18 protein-coding genes are annotated in these 19,860 nt (G+C 56.9%); 16 read left to right on the top strand and 2 right to left on the bottom strand.

Annotated features, from left to right (window positions below):
- Positions 1 to 48 precede the first annotated feature (48 nt).
- From tssH to ACR0NF_RS14430, 5 genes are read left to right on the top strand one after another with little or no spacing between them, the layout of a single operon-like run.
- Positions 49 to 2,760 (top strand): type VI secretion system ATPase TssH, encoded by a 2,712-nt coding sequence (tssH, locus tag ACR0NF_RS14450; protein ID WP_480778473.1) that lies wholly within the window; start codon positions 49 to 51, stop codon positions 2,758 to 2,760.
- Positions 2,761 to 2,769: 9 nt separating this feature from the next.
- Positions 2,770 to 3,870 carry a DUF2169 family type VI secretion system accessory protein gene (locus tag ACR0NF_RS14445; RefSeq protein ID WP_480778472.1) on the top strand — a complete coding sequence of 367 codons (1,101 nt, stop codon included), beginning with the start codon at positions 2,770 to 2,772 and terminating at the stop codon, positions 3,868 to 3,870.
- On the top strand, positions 3,867 to 4,910 hold the full coding sequence (locus ACR0NF_RS14440) for a 3-oxoacyl-ACP synthase (RefSeq protein ID WP_480778471.1): 1,044 nt from the start codon (positions 3,867 to 3,869) through the stop codon (positions 4,908 to 4,910). Before ACR0NF_RS14445 ends, ACR0NF_RS14440 begins: the two co-directional genes overlap by 4 nt.
- Positions 4,907 to 6,139: a PAAR-like domain-containing protein gene (locus ACR0NF_RS14435; RefSeq protein ID WP_480472140.1), complete on the top strand. Its 1,233-nt coding sequence runs from the start codon at positions 4,907 to 4,909 to the stop codon at positions 6,137 to 6,139. The genes ACR0NF_RS14440 and ACR0NF_RS14435 overlap by 4 nt, the downstream gene beginning before the upstream one ends.
- 11 nt (positions 6,140 to 6,150) lie before the next feature.
- Positions 6,151 to 7,056, top strand: a complete 906-nt coding sequence (locus tag ACR0NF_RS14430; RefSeq protein WP_480659473.1) for a beta propeller repeat protein — start codon at positions 6,151 to 6,153, stop codon at positions 7,054 to 7,056.
- Here the strand turns inward: ACR0NF_RS14430 and ACR0NF_RS14425 are convergent.
- Positions 7,053 to 7,367, bottom strand: coding sequence for a hypothetical protein (locus tag ACR0NF_RS14425; protein WP_480778470.1), 315 nt, complete (start codon positions 7,365 to 7,367; stop codon positions 7,053 to 7,055). The genes ACR0NF_RS14430 and ACR0NF_RS14425 overlap by 4 nt on opposite strands.
- Before the next feature lie 38 nt (positions 7,368 to 7,405).
- Complete coding sequence (locus ACR0NF_RS14420; protein ID WP_480659472.1) at positions 7,406 to 7,819, bottom strand: DUF6484 domain-containing protein; 414 nt, start codon at positions 7,817 to 7,819, stop codon at positions 7,406 to 7,408.
- Positions 7,820 to 8,047: 228 nt separating this feature from the next.
- Here ACR0NF_RS14420 and ACR0NF_RS14415 point away from each other — a divergent pair, with 228 nt between their 5' ends.
- The 11 genes from ACR0NF_RS14415 to icmH are packed head-to-tail and all read left to right on the top strand — an operon-like array spanning position 8,048 to position 19,858.
- Positions 8,048 to 9,172, top strand: coding sequence for a type VI secretion system protein TssA (locus tag ACR0NF_RS14415; RefSeq protein ID WP_480778469.1), 1,125 nt, complete (start codon positions 8,048 to 8,050; stop codon positions 9,170 to 9,172).
- A gap of 19 nt (positions 9,173 to 9,191) precedes the next feature.
- Complete coding sequence (gene tssB / locus ACR0NF_RS14410; protein ID WP_480472145.1) at positions 9,192 to 9,728, top strand: type VI secretion system contractile sheath small subunit; 537 nt, start codon at positions 9,192 to 9,194, stop codon at positions 9,726 to 9,728.
- Between the two features lie 2 nt (positions 9,729 to 9,730).
- A complete protein-coding gene (tssC, locus tag ACR0NF_RS14405) occupies positions 9,731 to 11,239 on the top strand; it encodes a type VI secretion system contractile sheath large subunit (protein WP_480472146.1) in 1,509 nt (502 codons plus the stop codon).
- 25 nt (positions 11,240 to 11,264) lie between these two features.
- Positions 11,265 to 11,744, top strand: coding sequence for an Hcp family type VI secretion system effector (locus ACR0NF_RS14400; protein ID WP_480472147.1), 480 nt, complete (start codon positions 11,265 to 11,267; stop codon positions 11,742 to 11,744).
- A 23-nt stretch (positions 11,745 to 11,767) separates the two neighbouring features.
- Positions 11,768 to 12,487 carry a type VI secretion system baseplate subunit TssE gene (gene tssE / locus ACR0NF_RS14395; protein WP_480472148.1) on the top strand — a complete coding sequence of 240 codons (720 nt, stop codon included), beginning with the start codon at positions 11,768 to 11,770 and terminating at the stop codon, positions 12,485 to 12,487.
- Positions 12,487 to 14,364, top strand: a complete 1,878-nt coding sequence (gene tssF, locus ACR0NF_RS14390) for a type VI secretion system baseplate subunit TssF (protein ID WP_480778468.1) — start codon at positions 12,487 to 12,489, stop codon at positions 14,362 to 14,364. The genes tssE and tssF overlap by 1 nt, the downstream gene beginning before the upstream one ends.
- Complete coding sequence (gene tssG, locus ACR0NF_RS14385) at positions 14,328 to 15,380, top strand: type VI secretion system baseplate subunit TssG (protein ID WP_480778467.1); 1,053 nt, start codon at positions 14,328 to 14,330, stop codon at positions 15,378 to 15,380. Before tssF ends, tssG begins: the two co-directional genes overlap by 37 nt.
- Positions 15,377 to 16,690, top strand: coding sequence for a type VI secretion system-associated FHA domain protein TagH (gene tagH, locus ACR0NF_RS14380; protein WP_480667676.1), 1,314 nt, complete (start codon positions 15,377 to 15,379; stop codon positions 16,688 to 16,690). The genes tssG and tagH overlap by 4 nt, the downstream gene beginning before the upstream one ends.
- A 5-nt stretch (positions 16,691 to 16,695) precedes the next feature.
- Positions 16,696 to 17,142, top strand: coding sequence for a type VI secretion system lipoprotein TssJ (tssJ, locus tag ACR0NF_RS14375; protein WP_480472152.1), 447 nt, complete (start codon positions 16,696 to 16,698; stop codon positions 17,140 to 17,142).
- A gap of 23 nt (positions 17,143 to 17,165) precedes the next feature.
- Positions 17,166 to 18,506, top strand: a complete 1,341-nt coding sequence (tssK, locus tag ACR0NF_RS14370; RefSeq protein ID WP_480667675.1) for a type VI secretion system baseplate subunit TssK — start codon at positions 17,166 to 17,168, stop codon at positions 18,504 to 18,506.
- Complete coding sequence (gene icmH, locus ACR0NF_RS14365; RefSeq protein ID WP_480659466.1) at positions 18,503 to 19,858, top strand: type IVB secretion system protein IcmH/DotU; 1,356 nt, start codon at positions 18,503 to 18,505, stop codon at positions 19,856 to 19,858. The genes tssK and icmH overlap by 4 nt, the downstream gene beginning before the upstream one ends.
- Positions 19,859 to 19,860 lie beyond the last annotated feature (2 nt).

Raw genomic sequence — 19,860 nt, 5'->3', positions numbered from 1 at the left:
TTTGCTTTTTCAGAGAATTTAAATTTTTTCGCAATTGAGGGACAGTGTATGGCACCACGGGGGTCGCAGGAAACAGTGAAACGCAAAGAGCTTGTGGGCAAACTTAATCCGATTTGTTTCGCAGCTTTTTCAGGTGCCGCACAAGCCGCGAAAAGACGCGGTAATCCTTATGTCGAGCTTGTGCATTTCATAACCGAACTGGCAGATTCCGAGCGTTCAGATATGGACATCCTGCTGGATGCTGCGGGTGTTGATCGCCACAAACTGACCGGTGACATGCTGCGTGCAACCGATGCCCTGCCCCATGGTGCCGGATCAGTCGAAGAATTCTCGGATCATATTTTCCGGGCCATTCAAGAAGCATGGAACTTTGGATCGCTTGACTTTGGCGATGACACCGTTCGTTCAGCCTATATTTTGCTGGGCGCCCTGCAGGTTCCCGTGCTGGAGGGGTTGTTGTTCAAGATCAGTCTTGAGTTCGACAAGCTCGACCCGGCGGCGATGGCAGCGCAACTTGACGACCTTCTGGCGGCTTCGCTGGAACGCATTGAACCCGACGGTGCCGCAGAAGCCCCCCGTAAACCGGCGCGCGGTGGCGAGTCGTCGCTTGAAAAATATGCCACCAACCTGACACAGCGCGCCCGGGACGGGGCGATGGATCCGGTTGTCGGGCGTGACGCCGAGATCCGTCAGATCATCGATATTCTGATGCGTCGCAAGCAGAACAACCCGATCCTGACGGGTGAAGCAGGTGTGGGTAAAACCGCCGTGGTCGAAGGATTTGCCCAACGTCTGGCACGGGGCGATGTTCCGCCTCAGTTGCGCAACGTGGACCTGCATATGCTGGACATCGGGTTGATGCAGGCCGGGGCATCGGTCAAAGGCGAATTCGAAAAGCGCCTGAAAGCCGTGATCGACGAAGTTCAAAGCTCAGACACACCCATCATCCTTTTCATAGACGAAGCTCATACGTTGATCGGCGCAGGGGGTGCGGCTGGAACAGGCGATGCTGCCAATTTGCTGAAACCTGCACTGGCAAGGGGAGAACTGCGGACCGTCGCGGCGACAACATGGGCTGAATACAAACAGCATATCGAACCCGACCCCGCCCTGACCCGGCGCTTTCAGGTCGTCAAAATCGATGAACCGTCCGAAGACAAGGCCATATTGATGTGCCGTGGCGTCACCGGAGTGCTGGAGAAGCACCATCAGGTCGAGGTTCTGGACGAAGCGATAGAAGCTTCGGTCAAACTCTCGCACCGTTATATTCCAAGCCGTCAGTTGCCGGACAAGGCGATCTCATTGCTGGATACCGCCTGCGCCCGGGTCGCCGTGTCGCAACATGCCACACCTGCCGAAGTTGACGATGTCGAACGACGTCTGGCCGCGCTGGAGATCGAAGCTGGAATCATCGACCGGGAGGGCGAGATCGGCATCGACATCGACGAGCGCAAGACCGATGTCGATGCCGCAATCGCAGCGGCCAAAAGCCAGCTGGAGGCCGCCAATGCCCGTTGGGAAGCGGAGCAGGCCTTGGTCAAAGACATCCTCGAGCTGCGCGGCCAGTTGCGCGCCTCTGGCGCAGTTCTGGATGAAACCGGCGCCGAAATTGAGGCTGGTGCGGATGAACAAGATAGTGATCCAACCAATCCTGAAACCGAACCCTTTGATCGCGATGCCGCGCTATCTGAACTGCGCCAGAAAATGACCCAGCTAACCGAGGCGCAGGGTGAGACTCCGCTGATCCTGCCATCAGTTGATAAGCAAGCCGTCGCCGCCATTGTTCAGGACTGGACCGGCATTCCCATGGGGCGGATGCTGTCCAGCCAGAGCGAACGAGCGCTGGCGCTGGCAACGACCATGGCGGAACGGGTTGTTGGACAAAACCATGCGATGGAGATGATCGCTAATCGTATTCAGACCGCCACTGCGGGTCTTGGCGCACCGGAAAAGCCGGTCGGCGTTTTCATGCTGTGCGGCCCTTCGGGCGTCGGCAAGACAGAAACCGCGCTGGCACTGGCTGATCTGATGTATGGCGGCGAAGGAAACCTGATCTCGATCAACATGAGCGAATTTCAGGAGGCGCACACTGTCTCGACGCTGAAAGGGGCACCTCCGGGCTATGTTGGCTATGGCAAAGGCGGCATTCTGACCGAAGCCGTGCGCCGCCGCCCATACTCGGTCATTCTACTGGATGAGGTCGAGAAAGCTCATTCGGACGTGCACGAGATTTTCTTTCAGGTCTTTGACAAAGGCATGATGGATGACAGCGAAGGGCGCCGGATCGATTTCAAGAACACGCTAATCCTGCTGACCTCGAATGTTGGCTCGGAAGAGATCATGGCGATGACGGAAGACGGCAGCAAAACGGCCGATATGGAGGAGTTGACCGCGGCGCTGCGCGCTCCGCTGCTGAATGTCTTTCCCGCCGCTTTGCTGGGGCGAGTGGTGACGATCCCCTATTATCCATTGTCAGATTCAATGATCGAGGCCATCGCCGGGCACAAGCTGCGCGGTATCGCCAGACGGCTGGAAGAAGGATACGGCGCTGAGCTGACTGTTGACGCAAGTGCGATGCAGCTCATCAAAGATCGGTGCACTGAAATTGAAAGCGGCGGCCGGATGATCGATGCGATCCTGACGAATACGCTTTTGCCCGAGCTCAGCCGCCAGATCCTGAACTATTCGCTGGAAGGGGCTGAGCTGACTTCGGTAGTTGTTTCCGGTGGCCCGGACGGGTTCGCCTACAAATTTGCATAGGCCCAGCAGATGCAGGTTTTCAATAAAACTAATTTCGCCTATGGCATCACGATGGGAATGGATGTGGCCGGGCGCGAATACTTGTCGCTGGTGGTCAAGGGCACCTTCGGATTTCCCGACCACCCGGATCAGCCACCGCTGCCAATGCCACAGCAGGCTCCGTTGGTGATGGCCGATGAATACAGTGGCGAACCGGGGTATTCGGCAACCACATGGGAAACCGATTTTGCGTTTCGCAAAGGCAAATGTGACGTCGTCCTGAACGGAGCCGCCTATGCGCCGGGCGGTAAACCCGCCCAAAAGGTTCAAGTCGGTTTGAAAGTTGGCGCCATGGCCAAGACGTTCAACGTCATCGGTCATCGGGAATGGCGTGTGATCGGCCCAGCGATCACGACGACTGACCCTATTCCCTTTTCCCGGGCGGCGTTCAGCTATGATACTGCTTTTGGCGGAGCCTGCATGCTGGACCCGGAAGACAAGCTTCCACCCGTCTACCTGCCCAACCCGATAGGACAGGGATTTGCCAGCCTCAAAAACCAGTCACGCCTGAGCGGGCTTCCCCTTCCAAACACCGAAGAAATCGGAGTGCCTGTTACTTCGCCCTATGAAGATTACAAACCAATGGCGCTGGGGCCAATATCGCGCGTTTCACCCGAACGGCAGCGATTTGCCGGAACTTACGACGATAACTGGAAGGACAATGTCTTTCCGTTTTTGCCCGCAGATTTCGATGAACGCTATTATCAGCAGACCGCGACCGATCAGCAGATCGACTATCCTGCCGGCGGCACTCAGGTGGTACTTGTCAACTTGACGCCGCGCGGGAAAGAAGCATTTTACCTGCCCGATACCAGATTGCCGCTGACCATCTGGCGCGATTGGGAAGAAGCACTGGAACAAACTGCCCTACCTGACACGCTGCTGATTGACGCCGAGAAAAGGGTTTTCTCGCTCACCTGGCGTGTCGAGGTGGCTATTCGCCGGGTGATCACCGAATTTACCGAGTTCTGGATTGGACCGCCTACGCGCGCGCAGGTGCGCGCCAAGCAGAAAGGCAAAGTCTACAGGCCAGCCCTTTCCTTGCGCATACCTGAACAGGTTGCGTTATGACCGGCGGCGTCAACATCCTGTCCGCAGGAATGGTCACGGCCGTCGGCTTGAATCGCGCGGCATCTGCGGCGGCCATGCGTGGCGGGCTGGACGGGTTTCAGGAAACCGATTTTCTGGCTGCCGATGGTGAATGGCAATTGGGGGCTCCGGTCCCCCTGCCCCGAAATTGGGTCGGTGAAAAACGTGTCGCACATCTGGCAGCTGGTGCTGTGGTCGACGCGCTTGACGGCTTCCGCGCACAGATCGAAAACCTGACCGTCATTCTCTGTCTGGCCGAAGAAACCAGACGCGGCGCGCCCGTGCGCGACCCCGACAGTTTCGCCCGCAAGCTGATCGAATTTTCGGGCCTGTCGCAACAGACCAGTTTCGAAACCGTGGAATATGGCCGGCCCTCGGGCTTTGCCGCACTGGAACGCGCCAGTCGCATACTCCGTCAGAACCCGGATGATCACGTACTGATTGTCGGCGCAGACAGCCTTTTGACGGGTCCCGCCGTCGCCAGTTTCATCCAAGCCGGTCGTCTTCTCGACGGGAACAATGCCAATGGTTTCATTCCTGGCGAGGCAGCCGCCGCGCTGCTATGTACCGGCGGGGCGCCGACACAGCTTGCGATGACAGGTCTCGGCTTGAACCGCGAATTGGCCTATTTGTACAACGATGAAGAACTGCCGCTCCGCGCCGATGGCATGACCAGCGCCTATCGTCAGGCGCTTGAGAACTCGGGCATTACATTCGACCGGATTGATTATCGCATTTCTGATCTGACCGGTGAGGCTTATTTCTTCAAACAAACCGCGTTGTCGATGCAACGGCTTTTGCGTGAACACCGGGAGTTACAGGAACTTTGGACTCCGACCGAATGCATCGGGAACGTGGGCGCCGCAGCGGTTCCGATAATGATCGCATGGGCGCTGGAAGCTTCGATCAAGCGCTACGCGCCAGGTAATCCGGTGCTCATAGAAGCCTCGGGGGATGATGGAACCTGCGGCGCGGCAGTGTTCTTCGCACCCGAGATTTCAGACAAGGCTAGCGCCGCATGACCGTCTTCGCCAATAATCTGGAAGTGTCCTGCAAGAAGCAATCCAACCAAGTGATTGCCGCGTTTCCCGATGTTTGTTTCACGCCGCCGCAAGCCCCGCCAACACCGCCGGGCGTTCCGATCCCCTATCCTTCCTTCGGGATGGACAGTAATACGGACAAAGGCACCGGAACCGTCAAAATCGGTGACGAAACGATCAACTTGAAAAACAACTCACATTTCACAAAAACCACCGGCACTGAGGCCGGAAGTGCGAGTAAAAAGGGCATCGTCAGTTCAAAGAACACCGGCAAGGCCAAATCGCAGGCCTATTCGATGAATGTGAAAGCCGAGGGCAAGAATATATGCCGGTTCTCGGATATCGAGACCAACAATCATGGCTCACCGCCCAACGCGCCACCCTGGCCGAAGATTGGGCAACCTTGGGTGGTTGACCCGACAAATCCCTGCGCCAAAGATATCCAAAAGATGCAGGAAGGCTGCAAAGACTACAAGAATCTTGATGAAGCTTGCAAAGCAGCGGGACTAAGCCTTTCCCCCGGTGTGGACAACACTACCCGGAGTTCGGACGATACAATTTCACATAAAGCCGGCGGCGCGGTCTTCGTTGGTCTAAAGGCGTCAAAAGATCTGGCGTCAGACGAAAACCGCGTAAACAAAGAACGTATGCGTGACTCTGGTGCGGCGCGCAAAAACCCTTGTCTTGCAGCAATGAAATGCAAACTTGTGGCAAAAAAGGACGCCGACAAGGGAGAATGCTGTGGCAAGCAAACAGGCCACCACCTAGTACCCGAATCCAGTTTTTCGGTGGACGGAACCGCACTGCCTGGAGTCAGCTACAATGAGAAGGCAGCACCATGTGTTTGTGCCGAAGGGGCAACACATAACAAGGGAAGCCATGGATTGATGCATAACGACATGTATTGCGAGATCCTTGACAATGCATTGTCACCAAGTGATCCAAAGAACCCATTGAATTGCCATTCGCTTACTTATGGCCAGATGCGTGATAAATCGATTTCATCAATGAAAAAGGTTTTTCCGGAATCTGATTGTAGCCCCGCCTGCATCAAAGCGCAGCTTGACGCATTTCACGAAGAAGCAGGGGTCACAGAGAATACACCGTTGCGCGCAGACAAAAATCCGGGCCGACCGGCAGTCGAAGCAAGGCGCATGATCGACAATATCCAGTCTTATCTCGACAAGGCAATGAAAATGGCCGGCGGTTGAGGAAGCCACATATGCAACCTATTCTTAACGATTTCTCACTGACTTGTGGAGCTGCCAAGGATGATATCACGCTGGCTTTTTCATGCGTCATTGACGAATTGGCTGGCGATAAGAACGAACCGCACGCAGCCTTGCTGGAAATGCATAACGGTACGGTCAAACCCATCGGAAATCGCGATCACAGCATTGTTTCTGCTTGTTACAGTGAAGGTCACCAATCAGGCCCAGCCTTTTTAGGAGACTGGGGTAAGTTCATTCATTTTGTTAATGGTGAAACAATCGAAGAAGACATCGCTGTCAAACGTGGGCCGTTGCGTAAACTTGCCTGGATCGATGGCAGGTTTTATGCCGCTGGAACATCTATGCAAGTTTTCCGGCGCGACGGCGCCAACAAATGGACCGATATCAGCCCATCCGAAACACTACGCAAAGAATTTGATCAGCAGAACTTCGAATCCATTGATGGTTTTGGTGCTCACGAGCTCTACGCAGCGGGGGAATTTGGTGTGGTCTGGCGTTTTGACGGAACAGATTGGCATCCGGTTCAAAGTCAGACAAACGCTTGTTTCTACGCTGTCTTATGTACGAAGGGTGGGCAGGTTTATACGGCCGGTCAGTACGGGACTGTATTGCGTGGTAGACAGGATGACTTCGAACTTCTTTGCAGCGAACCCGGGATAATCGATATATGGAGCGTAGCGGAGTATCACGGAGACATTTATTTGGCCGGGTTCACTGCGTTGTTCATTCTCGATGTTGAAGATGAACTCACGCTTATTCCGGAACCCCTAAAAATTGCTAACAGTTTTTCAGAGCTTGTTGTTGGCGGAGACACATTGTGGTCGCTAGGTATGAAAGACGTTCTGATATTCGACGAGGAATATTGGTTAAAATTTGATCAGGTGACTATGGCCTAACCCGCTAACTTCTCTGCCAAATACGCCCGCACCCCATCCAGATCCAAATCGGCGACCCAGACATCGGCGGCGTTGGGTTGCAGCATCCTCAAAACGAACAGCTCACCTGGTTCAGGATATTCATCGAACCGTTCCTGCGCCACGCGTAACCCTTCCTCACCTGCAACGCGGAGCCCGTCGATATGAGCGTTCAGACGTTCCACGACCCGGTCGATGCGCTCTTCATCCATATCAGGGTTTTCATCGGGATTGAGCAACGCGTAGTCGTAGATATTCCACAGATGCGCCGCCTCTTCTGCGTGTTGTCGCACTATGTTTTCAAGGATCAGGCTTGTCACCAGTCACCTGTTCAGTTGATGTTGACCGAACCGCCGCGGATACGGTTGGACGCCGTTGCATGGTTGACCAGATAGCTGCCCCTTATGGTGATATGACCATCCGCTTCCATGATGATTGATGCCTTGCCGCAGCGCAGTTCAATCCGCTCCTGACCGGTGACGCACACGCGGTCTCCATCCCGGACAATCTCGGCACCATCGCCCGGCGCAATGATCCGTCCAAGGATCAACGGGCAATCAACCTGCCCTTGTTCGAATTGGAGCGCCACCTCGCATCCGGTGTGATTGTCGTCCAACATCACCAGACTGCGCGCAGCGACCGGGTGATCCAGCGGATTGGCCGGATATGCGACCAAAGGCACGCCGTCCTCGAACCCCTGAAGGACACCGATCATAATTCCATCGATCCGTTCTGTAACACGCATGCAACCCTCCGGCGTAGTTGCTGTTCAGTATCACATGAAGCTGCACCCTTCACCAAAAGCAAATTCGATTTCATGACCCGTCATCCACGATGGCCAAGGCTGCAGACATCTTCTGGTATCTAGTTCACACAAATAATGCCAAATATCGAGATATAGTGATTTTATTGCAAGAATCAGATTGTTTTGCGAGACTTTGAACATTGTTGAACGCAAATTTTAGGCTGCTGTATGGATTTTGGGATCCTTCTTGAGCCGTTGGAAGGTGACAACCCTTCCGGGGTGGAACTGAGGAACGAACCGCGTTTCCACGCGATAGAACGTTTGCTTGAAACAGCGACGAAGACTAATCGTGTGCTGCCCGACGGGACACTCAACCCCTCTGCTGCACCGATCGACTGGTCGTCTATTGAACGCGACGGATTAGACCTGGCCCAGACGGGTCGCGATCTGCGGATGTTGAATATTCTCATCCGTGCCGGTGTCGCCACTGACAGTTTCGAGGGGCTGGCAGCTGGCCTTAAGATGCTGGACGCAACGCTGGAAACCTATTGGGACACTCTGAACCCGGCGCTGCGGGACCGCGATACGCCACAAGCCTGTGTTCAGCCCAGGCAGAATGCAATCAAACAGTTGGAGAATGACGACAATGGGCTTCTGGGTGACTTGAAGTTTTCAGTCGCACTCAGCCCCCGTGGCATCGGCCCCCTGACCGGAGAGGATTTGGCGGCCGCCACGTTGAGCGCGTTTGACGCGCAAGCCAAATATGCCGGTGCAACCGAAGAAGAACTGGCAGGGATCGCGGCCAAGCACGAAGCCCGCGTCGGGCGCGTCAAGGCGGGAACACGTGCGCTGGCGGCAGAAGAACCGGATCGCGCCGAAGCACTGGTTGCAGCCTTGAATCAGGCACAGGAGGCACTTGGCTCCATTTGCGTACGTTTCAACACTCAGGCCGGTTACGAAAAGGATCCGGGGCTGAACCTGAACGAACTAGGGGAATTTCTGGGACAGGTACGAACTACGCTGGAGGTGGCAATGTCAGACATCCGTCAGTCTGACGGCGAACAGGAAATCGTATCCGAGCAACCGCAGGCTGCTCCGGCAACCGCCACGCCCGCCAGCTCTGCGGCACCCGGCGTCGTGAATTCCCGTGCGGATGTCGAACGGTGCCTGGACAGCATTATCGCCTTTTACGAGCGCACTGAACCGTCAAGCCCGATTCCTCATCTGGCCCGACGGCTAAGGCGCATGGTCCCGATGGATTTCATGGACCTGATGGAGGAAGTCGCCCCATCCGGCCTGAAAGAGTTTCGCAACGTTGCAGGCGTGGAGGACGCCAAGGGGAGAAAGTCTTAAAATTTCGAAGGAGTTTTAAATGTCCGAAAGTAAGCAGAAGGTCATTGAGCGTAATCGCGCCCCGAGGGTGCAAATTGCTTATGACGTTGAACATTATGGCAGTCCCACGACGATTGAATTGCCATTTGTGATGGGCGTAATGGCCGATCTGGCGGGGAAATCCGAGACACCTGAAGCCAAAAAACCCGTAGGTGAACGCAACTTTGTCGAAACCGATGCGGGTCGTTTCAACAAATTCATGGAAGCCCTTGGTCCGCGTGTGAAGACCCGTGTTCCAAATACATTGCCATCTGCAGATGGCGGGGAAGCCGACGAAGAACTTTTCGTGGATCTGACCTTTTCCAGCATGGGTGACTTTGCCCCTGACAAGATGGCGGCGCAGGTTCCGGCCCTCAACGAGTTGCTGAAGATGCGCAACCAGCTTGAGGAATTGCTGGGATACATGGACGGCAAGGTCGATGCGGAAAAGCGCATCGCCCAACTTCTGAACAACGAACCGCTTCTGGCGCAGGCCGCCGAAGAAGCCCTGAAAAACGCTGAAAGCGAGGAGGGTTAAGCATGGCTGAGAAAGAAGCACAGGCCGCCGGAGGCGCCGCCGAGGCCGAAGAACTGGATCTGGGTGAATTTTCCGACCTGCTGGAAAAAGATTTCCGCATAAAAGACAGTGAGAGTGACAAGCTCAAGGGGCTGGTTGCCAATCTGGCGATTGCTGCCAAGGATCGCTCAGGTTCGGCCACAATCTCGGGCAATGCGATCAAATCCATCAAGTCACTGATTGCCGGCATCGATGGTCTTCTGACCACACAGATGAATGAAATCCTGCACAATGACGAAGTACGCCAGATGGAAGGTACCTGGCGTGGTCTGCACTATCTGGTGAACAACACCGAGACAGATCAGAAGCTCAAGATCCGGGTGATGAACATCAAGAAAGAGGATCTGGGCGAAACGCTGCAGGACTTCGAAGGCCAGATGTGGGACCAGTCCCCGATCTACAAAAGCATCTATCAGGCCGAGTATTCGCAATTCGGCGGCGAGCCCTTCGGGGCGATCATCGGTGCTTATGAGTTCTCACACAATCCGCAGGACGTCAGTCTGTTGCGCGAGATGTCGGGGATATGTGCCTCGGCCCACGCACCGTTCATTGCCGCCGCTGCGCCGCAGCTGTTCAAGATGGAAAGCTGGCAGGAATTGCCCAACCCGCAGGATCTCGAAGGCATCGTGTCGTCTCCGGATTATGCCAGCTGGCAATCGCTGCGCGAAAGCGAGGATGCACGATACATCGGGTTGACCATGCCACGCGTGCTGGGCCGCCTGCCCTATGGCGCGGACACCATTCCGGTCAAGGGTTTCGATTTCGAAGAAGCCATTGACGGCAAGCATGATCACTATGTCTGGATGAATGCCGCCTTTGCGATGGGCGTGAATATCAACCGCAGCCACAAGCTGTATGGGTGGGGAACCCAGATCCGGGGCGTGGAATCCGGTGGAACCGTGACCAATCTACCGGTTCACAGCTTCCCGACCGACGATGGCTCGATTGCAATGAAATGCCCGACCGAGATCGCCATCGATGACCGGCGCGAGGCTGAACTGGCCAAGCTGGGCATGATGCCGGTACTGCATCGCAAGAACACCGATCTGGCTGCCTTTATCGGGGCTCATTCGCTGCAGGATGACGAAACCCGGGCCGGACGTTTGGTCGATCCGGATGCGCAGGCCAATGAACGGCTGTCTGCCAACCTGCCCTATCTGTTCCCGGTCAGTCGGTTCGCGCATTACCTCAAGGCCATTGCACGCGACAAGGTGGGCACGTTCAAAGAGCGGTCCGATATGCAGGTTTGGCTAAGCGAATGGATCAACCGCTATGTGTTGGCCAATCCGTCCATGGCTGATGACAAAGCCAAGGCCAAACGTCCACTTGCTGCGGCAGAGGTTGAGGTGGACAGTGTCGAAGGACGCCCTGGCTACTACAATGCGCGGTTTTTCCTCAGACCTCATTACCAACTGGAAGGCATCAACGCGAGCTTGAGGCTCGTGTCCGAGCTGCCCTCCGTCAAATCGTAGTTCATTAAGTTAAAGGAGTAATTCCATGTTAACCGGATATATGCTGATCGACGACGTCCCTGGCGAAAGCGTGCGCGCTGATCACGAAGACGAGATCGATGTCCACTCCATCGACTGGATCATCCAGCAGGGCGCAACTGCACAGGTCGGCAGCGGTCGGTCGCTTGCCCGCGCCCAGGTTGGGGCCGTCAAAGTCAACAAGTTCTATGACGCCTCCTCACCCTATCTTGCGCTGGCCTGCATGCAGGGCAAGGACTTCCCAGAGGTGACAATCGCAGTTCGCAAGGATTCCGGCGAAGCGCATCTGGATTATCTGGTGATCAAAATGGAGAATGTCGTAGTTTCAGGTTATGAAATTCTTCCAACACCTCAGGACAGTCTGGTGATTGAAGAACATGTGAGCCTGACATGTGAGAAGATCTCGATCCTCTACACCGTTCAGGCCGACGACCACAGCGCCGGAGATGAGCACGAGATTGAATACGATATCTCAGCCGGTGCGTGACCCAAAAAGGGCCGACTGAACTTATGTCAAACCAAAGGTCTGGGCTGTCTGCCCGTCAAGAACGCGTCCAGCCGTCCCTGTGGGACCGGCTGGTCGATGAATTGCCGGGTGTTCTGGCTGAAACCGACAGTATGCGCCTGGAACTTAGCAAAGAGCTGGGACGCAATGTCGACTTGGAGCAGGTCGTTTTGGGCGGTGCGCGCGCGGTTGAGCAGCTAGTAGACCTTGGCGACGAACAGCGACAGAAACTGCACGTCTACGTTGCCAAGATGCACCAGCGTCAAAGGTTGGAAGACAGCGGCATTGTGGTTGATGCCGACACTCTGCGCGAAGCGGTGCGTCGTGATATCGAGATGCTGTTCAACATCGAACGGATGGAGGCCGATTTTCTGCTGACCGAACTGGAACAGATGACCACACAGACCACCGCCGAAGAACTGACGGATTTTCCGCAGGTCCGAAGCTCGGTGCTGAACTATGGTGTGCCATCATTCTCGGGGCGTCGCGGATCCGATTTTGACAAAGACGCTTTAGAGCGTGAGATCAGGCAGGTCCTGCACATCTATGAGCCACGGCTGAAGAAAAACACCGTTCGAGTAAAGGTCGATTTCAATGACAAGACTGGTATGCGGATCACCATCGACGGCGTTCTTTTGCTGTCTCCGGTGCCAGAACGGCTGCGCTTGTCCACAGCGATCGACCTCGACAACGGAGAAGCCGCAACAACGTTGGTAGAGCTCTGATGGATCGCGCGTTCCTGGCATATTACGAAGAGGAACTGACCCATATCCGCGAATTGGCCGGAGAGTTTGCTGCAATTCATCCGAATGTGGCACGCAACCTTTCGATTGAAAGCACACCTTGCCCCGATCCCTATGTTGAACGCCTGCTCGAAGGCGTCGCATTTCTGGGCGCTCGTACCCGATTAAAGGTAGATGGTGAGGCCAGCCGCTATGTACGCAACCTGCTGGACACTCTGTATCCCGATCTGGCCGGCCCCAGTCCGGCCATGTCCATGGCGCGTCTGGCCCCCGGCCCGCAGATCGACAGCATGGTGGGCGGGCACGAGGTTGTCCGGGGCACAAGATTGGTATCTGGCTTACGCGACGGGCTGACCACACGTTCAACATTCACAACCGCACAAGCGGTGCACCTGTGGCCCGTCAAAATCTCCAAGGTGGAATACCTGCAGGACCCGGGCTCCCTGCGAGAGGCAGGGATCGGGGATCAGGCCGGATCGCAGCCCCAGGCGGGCTTGCGGATCGAACTGACACGCACCGGCCCTGGGCTAATGTCCGATCTGAGCTTGGACAGTCTGGATATCTACTTCGGAACCAGCAGCAGAGCAGGTGCAATTTTTGATGCGGTGTTTGGATTCGGGCATCGTATGGTGGTACGCCCAGCCGAACGCAACGCACGATTTCAGCCCGCGGCGGCACCGACCATGGTCGGTATCTCGGACGATGAGGCACTGACCCCCAAAGTTCGCCACGCCTTCGAAGGCTATCGATTGCTGCGGGAATACTTCCTGATGCCGGAGCGGTTCCATTATGCACGGCTGTCGGGCCTGTTTAACGCAGTGGCAACTTGCACGGGCACCAGCATCGAATTGGTGATCTTGCTGGACAAGGAACAACCCGCGCTCAACGATGTGAAGTTGAAGGATTTTCAACTTTTTGCCACTCCGCTGGTCAATCTGTTCGAACGGGAATGCAATCTGGTTCAGCTAGATCCGCAGAAATCGGCACACATCATTCATGCTGACCGCACGCGCCCCCGGGATTACGAGGTCTATCGCCTGCTTCGTGTTGAAGATGCCGAAACCAACGGGCCGCAGGCGCGTGTCACCCCGATATTTTCCGTCGAACAGCGCTCGGATTCCGGCTATGTATATTCGGTCGAACGTCGACCGCGCCGACCGGGCGAAGATGAAATCAGACGTGGGCAAACCCGGACCAGCTATACCGGTGATGATCTGTTCATCTCGGTGACCCACCCCGCTGGCATGAACAGCAGCGGGGCCCTCAAACGGCTGGATATCCGTGCCCTCTGCACAAACCGCGATCTGCCGATCCTTGATGACACCCCTGTGCTTACATTGGAAACCGGAGATCCGGTGGGCAAGGTCGACCTGTTAAGCGCCTTCAAACGGCCGCGCCCATCGCTGCGCTCGGCCCTTCCATCAGGGTCCGGGTCCGAACGCAAGATGGACGATCTGACCTGGCGCTGGATCGCACAACTCAGCCTGAACCACATCTCGTTGGCAGCCGAAGGGCGCGACAGTGAACCTTTGCGCGCATTGCTGATGCTATATGCCGACCGGGGCGATCCGACGCTGGAACGCCACGGTCGCTCGCTGACGCGCGTACAATCCCGGCCCGTGATCGAGCGGATCCAGCGCCCCGGACCTATCTGCTTTGGCCACGGAGTCGAGATCACGCTGGAAATAGACGAGACCGTTCTGTCGGGTCACAGTTCGCTGCTTCTGTCAGCTTTGCTGTCGCACCTGTTCGCCCGCCATGTCGGCATAAACTCATTCATCCGGACCCGCACGCATCTGACGCAGCAACAACAGGAGGTAGCATGGCCGATGACGCCCGGCGCGCGCAGCCCGATCTAGCAGAACAAAGCATCACCGAGATGGATTTCTTCCAGATGCTGGCACTGCTGGAAACTAATGGGCAAAGGTTTGGCCGCTCTGGCGGGCCCATGAACGAACCTGCCCGGCTGGGTCAATCACCAAGGCAAGGATTTGCCACCCAAGATGTCGCCAGCCTGACCCTTCGCGAAGGCGGCGTTCCGCAGGTTTCCGTCAATGTCCTGGGCCTGTTGGGTCCTGAAGGTCCGATGCCGCTACACCTGACCCGCTGGGTACGCGAGCGCTTGTCGAACCGCTGGTTCGCTGGCGACAACGCCGGCGCACTGGCGGACACGTCCTTTCTGGACCTCGTCAACATGCTTCAGCACCGAATGCTGGCGTTCTACTGGCGCGCCTGGGCCGACGCCCGCCCGGAAATTCACATGGTCCATGACGATGGCGGGCGGGTAACTGCCATGCTGCGAGCCCTAGCGGGGCTTGGCCTGCCCGGCACCCTGTCCGACGACAAAAAATTGAACGATGCCAAATTGCGGCACGCAACGTCGCTGGTACAGGACCGTCACAGTCCCGAACGTTTGACCGCCTTTATCGAGTCTGTCGTGGATGCGCCGGTCGCGCTTGAAGAATTTGTCGGTGTCTGGATCGATCTGCCCGAAGCGCTGCAAACCCGTCTGGGCCAGGCTCATTCAGGTCTGGGGACTGAGGCGGTCGTGGGCGCGCGCAGCTTTGACCGCCTGTCACGAGCCGAGCTACGTGTCGGCCCGTTGAGCTTTGACCAATTCGCTGCATTTCTGGAAAATCCGGATCTGTGGGAGCGGCTGTGCCATGCCGTGGTGTTTGCGGCCGGGCGCGAGATCGAATTCAACCTGCGCCTTGTCCTGCGCGCCGACGAAGTACCGGATGCCCGGCTGGGCGCATGCCAATTGGGGCGTACGATCTGGCTCAACCCGTTGCCGGATCAGGATGCTGACGACCTTTGCGTGCCCAGTATCACAAAAAACTGGAGTGCCACCCCTGACAACAAGGTGGCCGCATGAACGTAACCCTGACTCTCGAAAGCGCCCCACATGCGCAAAGCGAAACGCAGAAAACCTATCTGGGTGGCCAGATGCTGATCGGGAGAGGTGAGGATTGCGACTGGCGGCTGGATGACCCGGATATGTTCATTTCGCGCAAACACCTAATTCTGACCGACGAGAGCGGTGAGCTTGCGGTTCTGGATGCCAGCTCGGGCGGGCTGTTCATTGACGGATCATCGGAACCATTGGGCACGGGCAACAGCCTCCGACTGGAACATCAGATGCGCCTGCGTCTTGGCGATTTTGTCATTCGCGTCGATCTGCACGACGCTAAGACGGACGAAGCCACTTCGCCACAACCAGCCGGCGACAGCTTTTTCGATTTCGGCACATCTGAGATGCCGGATGCTGGACCAAAGGAAAGACCCAAGGAGTTGCCCGACCCATTTGGTACCAGAAGCACATCCGACGAGTGGGACAAATGGGCCGAGCCGAATGAACCGGCCCCTCCGCCCCGCCCGCTGGATCAGCGCGATCCGTTTGAGCTTGACCTCAGCAGGCGATCTGCCGCCCCGCAGGAGACATCGTTTTCGGCGAGCCGGTATTTCGACGACACGCCCACCGAGACACACGAAGATCCTCTGCCGGATGGGGCAGCAGACGCGACAGATCCTGCGCCATCCGTAAGGATTGCCCCCGAACCTGCACATAAACCGACAGAGCCGGTTCAGCCCCAGACACCTTTGGCAACCGAAGACGCCGATCTGCGCACGGCCCTGTTTCGGGGTTTGGGGCTTTCGGAAGAAGATGCTGAACGTGCCACAGCAGAAGAGATTGAGGCGATCGGCGCGCGCCTGCGCGAAAGCGTTGAAGGGTTGATGTTCTTGCTGCGCACCCGGGCACAGGAAAAGCAGAAGATCCGCGTAGCCCAGACCATCATTGCGAATTCAGACGTTAACCCGCTGAAGTTTCTGGCCAGCACGGACGAAGCACTGCTTTCTATCATACGCAATCGAGACGCCACCTACCTGCCCGGCGATCGGGCTGTAACTGATGCCTATCGTGACCTTGCCGATCACCAGATCCGCACTTGGAAAGCTCTGCAGGCAGCGCTACGCCGGATGATCGACCGGTTCGACCCGGAGGAGGTTGAGAGGGAACTGGAGGATACCGGTTTTCTGGAACAGATCGTGGCAGGCGGGCGTTCCGCCAAGATGTGGCAGCTTTATCAGGAACGATACCGAGACATCGCCAAATCTGCAGAAGAGCGGTTTCTTGGCGAGGTCGGCGCGGATTTTCGCGATGCATACGAAACAAAAGGGAGTTAGCAGAGATGAGCCTGAACCGACGTTTATTCATCGGCGGCATCGCCGCCACCCTGACCATTTCCGCCTGTAAAAAACCAGGTACTCTGACAGTGTCGGCACAGGGGCAACCCGGTGCGAACCCCGGTGTGGACGGGCAGGACCGACCGTTGACCATCTTCCTGCTTCAGATGTCTGGCAGCGGTGCTTTTGACAGCGCGGATTTCTTCGCCCTTCAGGACCCATCCGCGGCCCTGGGCAGTGAGCTGCTCAAAGCCGAACAGATCGTGCTGACCCCGGGCAATGTGGCAACCAAAACCCTGACCATGCAGCCGGAAACAACCGTCGTTGGGTTCGTAGCTGCCTTCCGCGACCCGACGGGCAAGCAATTCCGCGCCAAAACGCCCGCACCCGGCAAGAATGCCGGTGTGATCCTGTCCGCCGGACCCTCGGGTCTGCAACTTCAAGACGCCTGAACCGCAAAAGGAGCCGACTGCGCATGACCGATAGCAACAAGGTGGTCTGGTCCGAAGGGCTGTTCCTGCGTACACAACACTTGCAACAGCAGGATCGCCATCATGAATGGCTGACCCAGCGCGCAATCCGTGCCGTGCCTCTGCAAAACTGGGGCTTCGGAAGTCTGACGCTGGACCGCAATGCGCTTGAGGCAGGGCTTATCGGTATCGAAACGGCAGATGGTATCCTGCCTGATGGTACGATATTTTCAGTACCCGGCAGCACAGCGGCGGTGCCGCCAGCTCAGGTAAGCGCGGACACCGAAGCCGGGTTGGTACAATTGGCAGTGCCGCTGGAACGGGCCGACGCCGCACAGATTGACCCCAGCCATGCGGACCCATCCGGCACCCGCTATCGCGGTGAGATCATAACCGTGCGCGACGCCATACGCGGCGGGGCCGATCCCACCGAAATAGAAGTGGCACGTCTTGCACCGCGGCTATTGTTGCCCGGTGATGACACCGCAGGCTACACCTCCTTGCCAATCGCGCGCATCAACGGGTTGGATTCCAACGGTGCAGTGACTCTGGCTTCTGGATTTCTTGCGCCTGCTCTCACACTCGGAGCGCAATCCGGATATGCCAGTTTTCTGAAAGAACTGGTCACCGGTCTTGATCGGATTGCAGATGCCCATGGCAAAATGGTTCTGGGCGGCACGGGCGCATCAATGGAAAACCTGCTGATACTGCAACTGGCCAATGCAGCACGACCGCGGATGGCACACATTCTGGCGCAGAACAATCTACACCCCTCGGATCTGTTCATGGAGCTTTCCGGGCTGGCAGGACAGATGGCAACTTTCGGCTCATCTTCACGCAGGCTGGCCGAGTTCCCGTTGTATGATCACACGGATCCGCAACCCGCCTTCGATGCACTGACCGACACGCTACGTTCACTGGTACTCTCGCTTCAGCATGTCGAGCCGAAATCCCGTGCATTGGCCGTCAAACGGCATGCAGACAACATCTGGACCGTGCGCATCGACAATCCCGGTATCATCGAAAGCAACCGTATCGTAATCCGGGTCGGCAGCGAGATGTCCGAAGAGATGATGCGTAAGATCTTTATCAATCAGGCCACTGTCGGTGCCGCAGATGATTTCGACGATCTGTGGAAATCGAAACTGCCGGGTATTCCGCTAAAACCTCTTCATTCGCAGCCTCGTGAAATCCCCTATGACGGAGACAGGCTGTGTCTGGAACTTGATCGCAACTCGGAACATTGGGCGGCCCTCGCGGACGCGCCGGGTTTTGTTCTTGGGGTGGCGGGAAAGCTGGACCGCGACCCTGACATTGACTGCTACGCCGTGAGCCGCAAACCATGACGAAAGATGATCCATTCGGACTGGGCCAAGATGCTGGCCGCACGCGCATTCGACCTGTGTCGAAAAAGCGCGAAGCAACGGCGTCACAACATGGTCACTCACATTCGACGGTTCCAGTTTCCGATGCGCGATTGCGGGACGCCAGAGCTTCGGACAATCCACTAGTCAATGCGTTTTCGCCGCTGCTTGGGCTCGCGCCAGAGCTTGAAACCGCCTCGGCCCCTGAAAACCCCGAGGTTCTGCGCGCCCGTTTACTGGACAATCTGACATATGCCCGCGACAGCGCTGTCTCTTCGGGGCTGACATTGGGGCAAGCCGACAAGGGCGCCTGGTTTGTCGCCGCCCTGCTGGATGACATTGCGCTCAACACGCCATGGGGCGGTGGGTCTGGTTGGCCAAGGATGCCGTTGGTGGCTGAACTCTATGGCAATGTCGATGCAGGGGAGCGGTTCTTTGACTTGACCGACGACTTGCTGCGGTTCCCCGAGCGTGATCCGCATTTGGCCGAGCTGGCGTTCTTGTGCCTGTCCCTTGGGTTTCGTGGCAAACACCGGCTGACGGGTTCAAGCGGCGAAGCCACGCTGACACAACTGCGGGCTCAGCTGGCGCGCGCACTGACGGACCGTGACGCCGAAGACAAAGCCATTTCACCCCATTGGCAAGGGGTTGTCGCCGAACATGATAATCCGGGATTCATTGTGCCGCTCTGGGCGATTGGCCTGATCGCCATCGCGTTCATGGCACTGGTCTATGTGGGACTTGGCGTTCGTCTGTCAAACAAGGGCGAACAGCTCTATGCGCTGGCCGAAGTGCTCCCCCCGCCTGAAAGGGCCGCCATTTTCCGACCCATCATTGAAACCGTCAAGGAACCCAGCCCGATACCCGAACCGCTGATTATTGAATTGTTGCCATTATTTGCGCAGGCCGCCCCACCTGACACCGTATCCGCCCTGTCCGGGCGCGAGGACGTCTCGCTGGCGATTGTGGTCCTGCAGGCAACCAACCCCGAGGTCTTCCGCTCTGCCAAGGCAGATCTGAACCCGCAATACACGACTTTGGTTCAATCGATCGCCAGCGTAATCGTGGATAATCAGGACATCATCGGCAAACTGCGTATCGTCGGCCACACGGACAGCATTCCGGTGCAACGCACCAACCCATTCCAATCCAATCAGGGCCTGTCCGAAGCCCGAGCCAAAAGAATCGCAGAACTCCTGATCGCAGCCGGCGTTCCGACCGATCTGATCTCGGTCGAGGGGCGCGCTGCGGCGGAACCGATTGCTGACAACGGTACCAAAGAAGGCCGTGCCCGGAATCGCCGGGTCGAAATCATCGTTCAGAAGAGGGTTTAGGG

This window comes from Ruegeria sp. CF4 (assembly GCF_056537345.1).
The sequence above is the reverse complement of the archived record's forward strand: the minus strand, read 5'-3'. Positions and strand labels throughout refer to the sequence as shown.

Bases quoted from the DNA above. Each gene is read 5' to 3' on its own strand.
- ACR0NF_RS14445 (WP_480778472.1), top strand. From the start codon at position 2,770: ATGCAGGTTTTCAATAAAACTAATTTCGCCTATGGCATCACGATGGGA.
- tssG (WP_480778467.1), top strand. From the start codon at position 14,328: ATGGCCGATGACGCCCGGCGCGCGCAGCCCGATCTAGCAGAACAAAGC.
- ACR0NF_RS14415 (WP_480778469.1), top strand. From the start codon at position 8,048: ATGGATTTTGGGATCCTTCTTGAGCCGTTGGAAGGTGACAACCCTTCC.
- tssE (WP_480472148.1), top strand. From the start codon at position 11,768: ATGTCAAACCAAAGGTCTGGGCTGTCTGCCCGTCAAGAACGCGTCCAG.
- ACR0NF_RS14440 (WP_480778471.1), top strand. From the start codon at position 3,867: ATGACCGGCGGCGTCAACATCCTGTCCGCAGGAATGGTCACGGCCGTC.
- tssC (WP_480472146.1), top strand. From the start codon at position 9,731: ATGGCTGAGAAAGAAGCACAGGCCGCCGGAGGCGCCGCCGAGGCCGAA.
- tssH (WP_480778473.1), top strand. From the start codon at position 49: ATGGCACCACGGGGGTCGCAGGAAACAGTGAAACGCAAAGAGCTTGTG.
- ACR0NF_RS14430 (WP_480659473.1), top strand. From the start codon at position 6,151: ATGCAACCTATTCTTAACGATTTCTCACTGACTTGTGGAGCTGCCAAG.
- ACR0NF_RS14435 (WP_480472140.1), top strand. From the start codon at position 4,907: ATGACCGTCTTCGCCAATAATCTGGAAGTGTCCTGCAAGAAGCAATCC.
- icmH (WP_480659466.1), top strand. From the start codon at position 18,503: ATGACGAAAGATGATCCATTCGGACTGGGCCAAGATGCTGGCCGCACG.
- tssB (WP_480472145.1), top strand. From the start codon at position 9,192: ATGTCCGAAAGTAAGCAGAAGGTCATTGAGCGTAATCGCGCCCCGAGG.
- tagH (WP_480667676.1), top strand. From the start codon at position 15,377: ATGAACGTAACCCTGACTCTCGAAAGCGCCCCACATGCGCAAAGCGAA.
- ACR0NF_RS14400 (WP_480472147.1), top strand. From the start codon at position 11,265: ATGTTAACCGGATATATGCTGATCGACGACGTCCCTGGCGAAAGCGTG.
- ACR0NF_RS14420 (WP_480659472.1), bottom strand. From the start codon at position 7,819: ATGCGTGTTACAGAACGGATCGATGGAATTATGATCGGTGTCCTTCAG.
- tssJ (WP_480472152.1), top strand. From the start codon at position 16,696: ATGAGCCTGAACCGACGTTTATTCATCGGCGGCATCGCCGCCACCCTG.
- tssF (WP_480778468.1), top strand. From the start codon at position 12,487: ATGGATCGCGCGTTCCTGGCATATTACGAAGAGGAACTGACCCATATC.
- tssK (WP_480667675.1), top strand. From the start codon at position 17,166: ATGACCGATAGCAACAAGGTGGTCTGGTCCGAAGGGCTGTTCCTGCGT.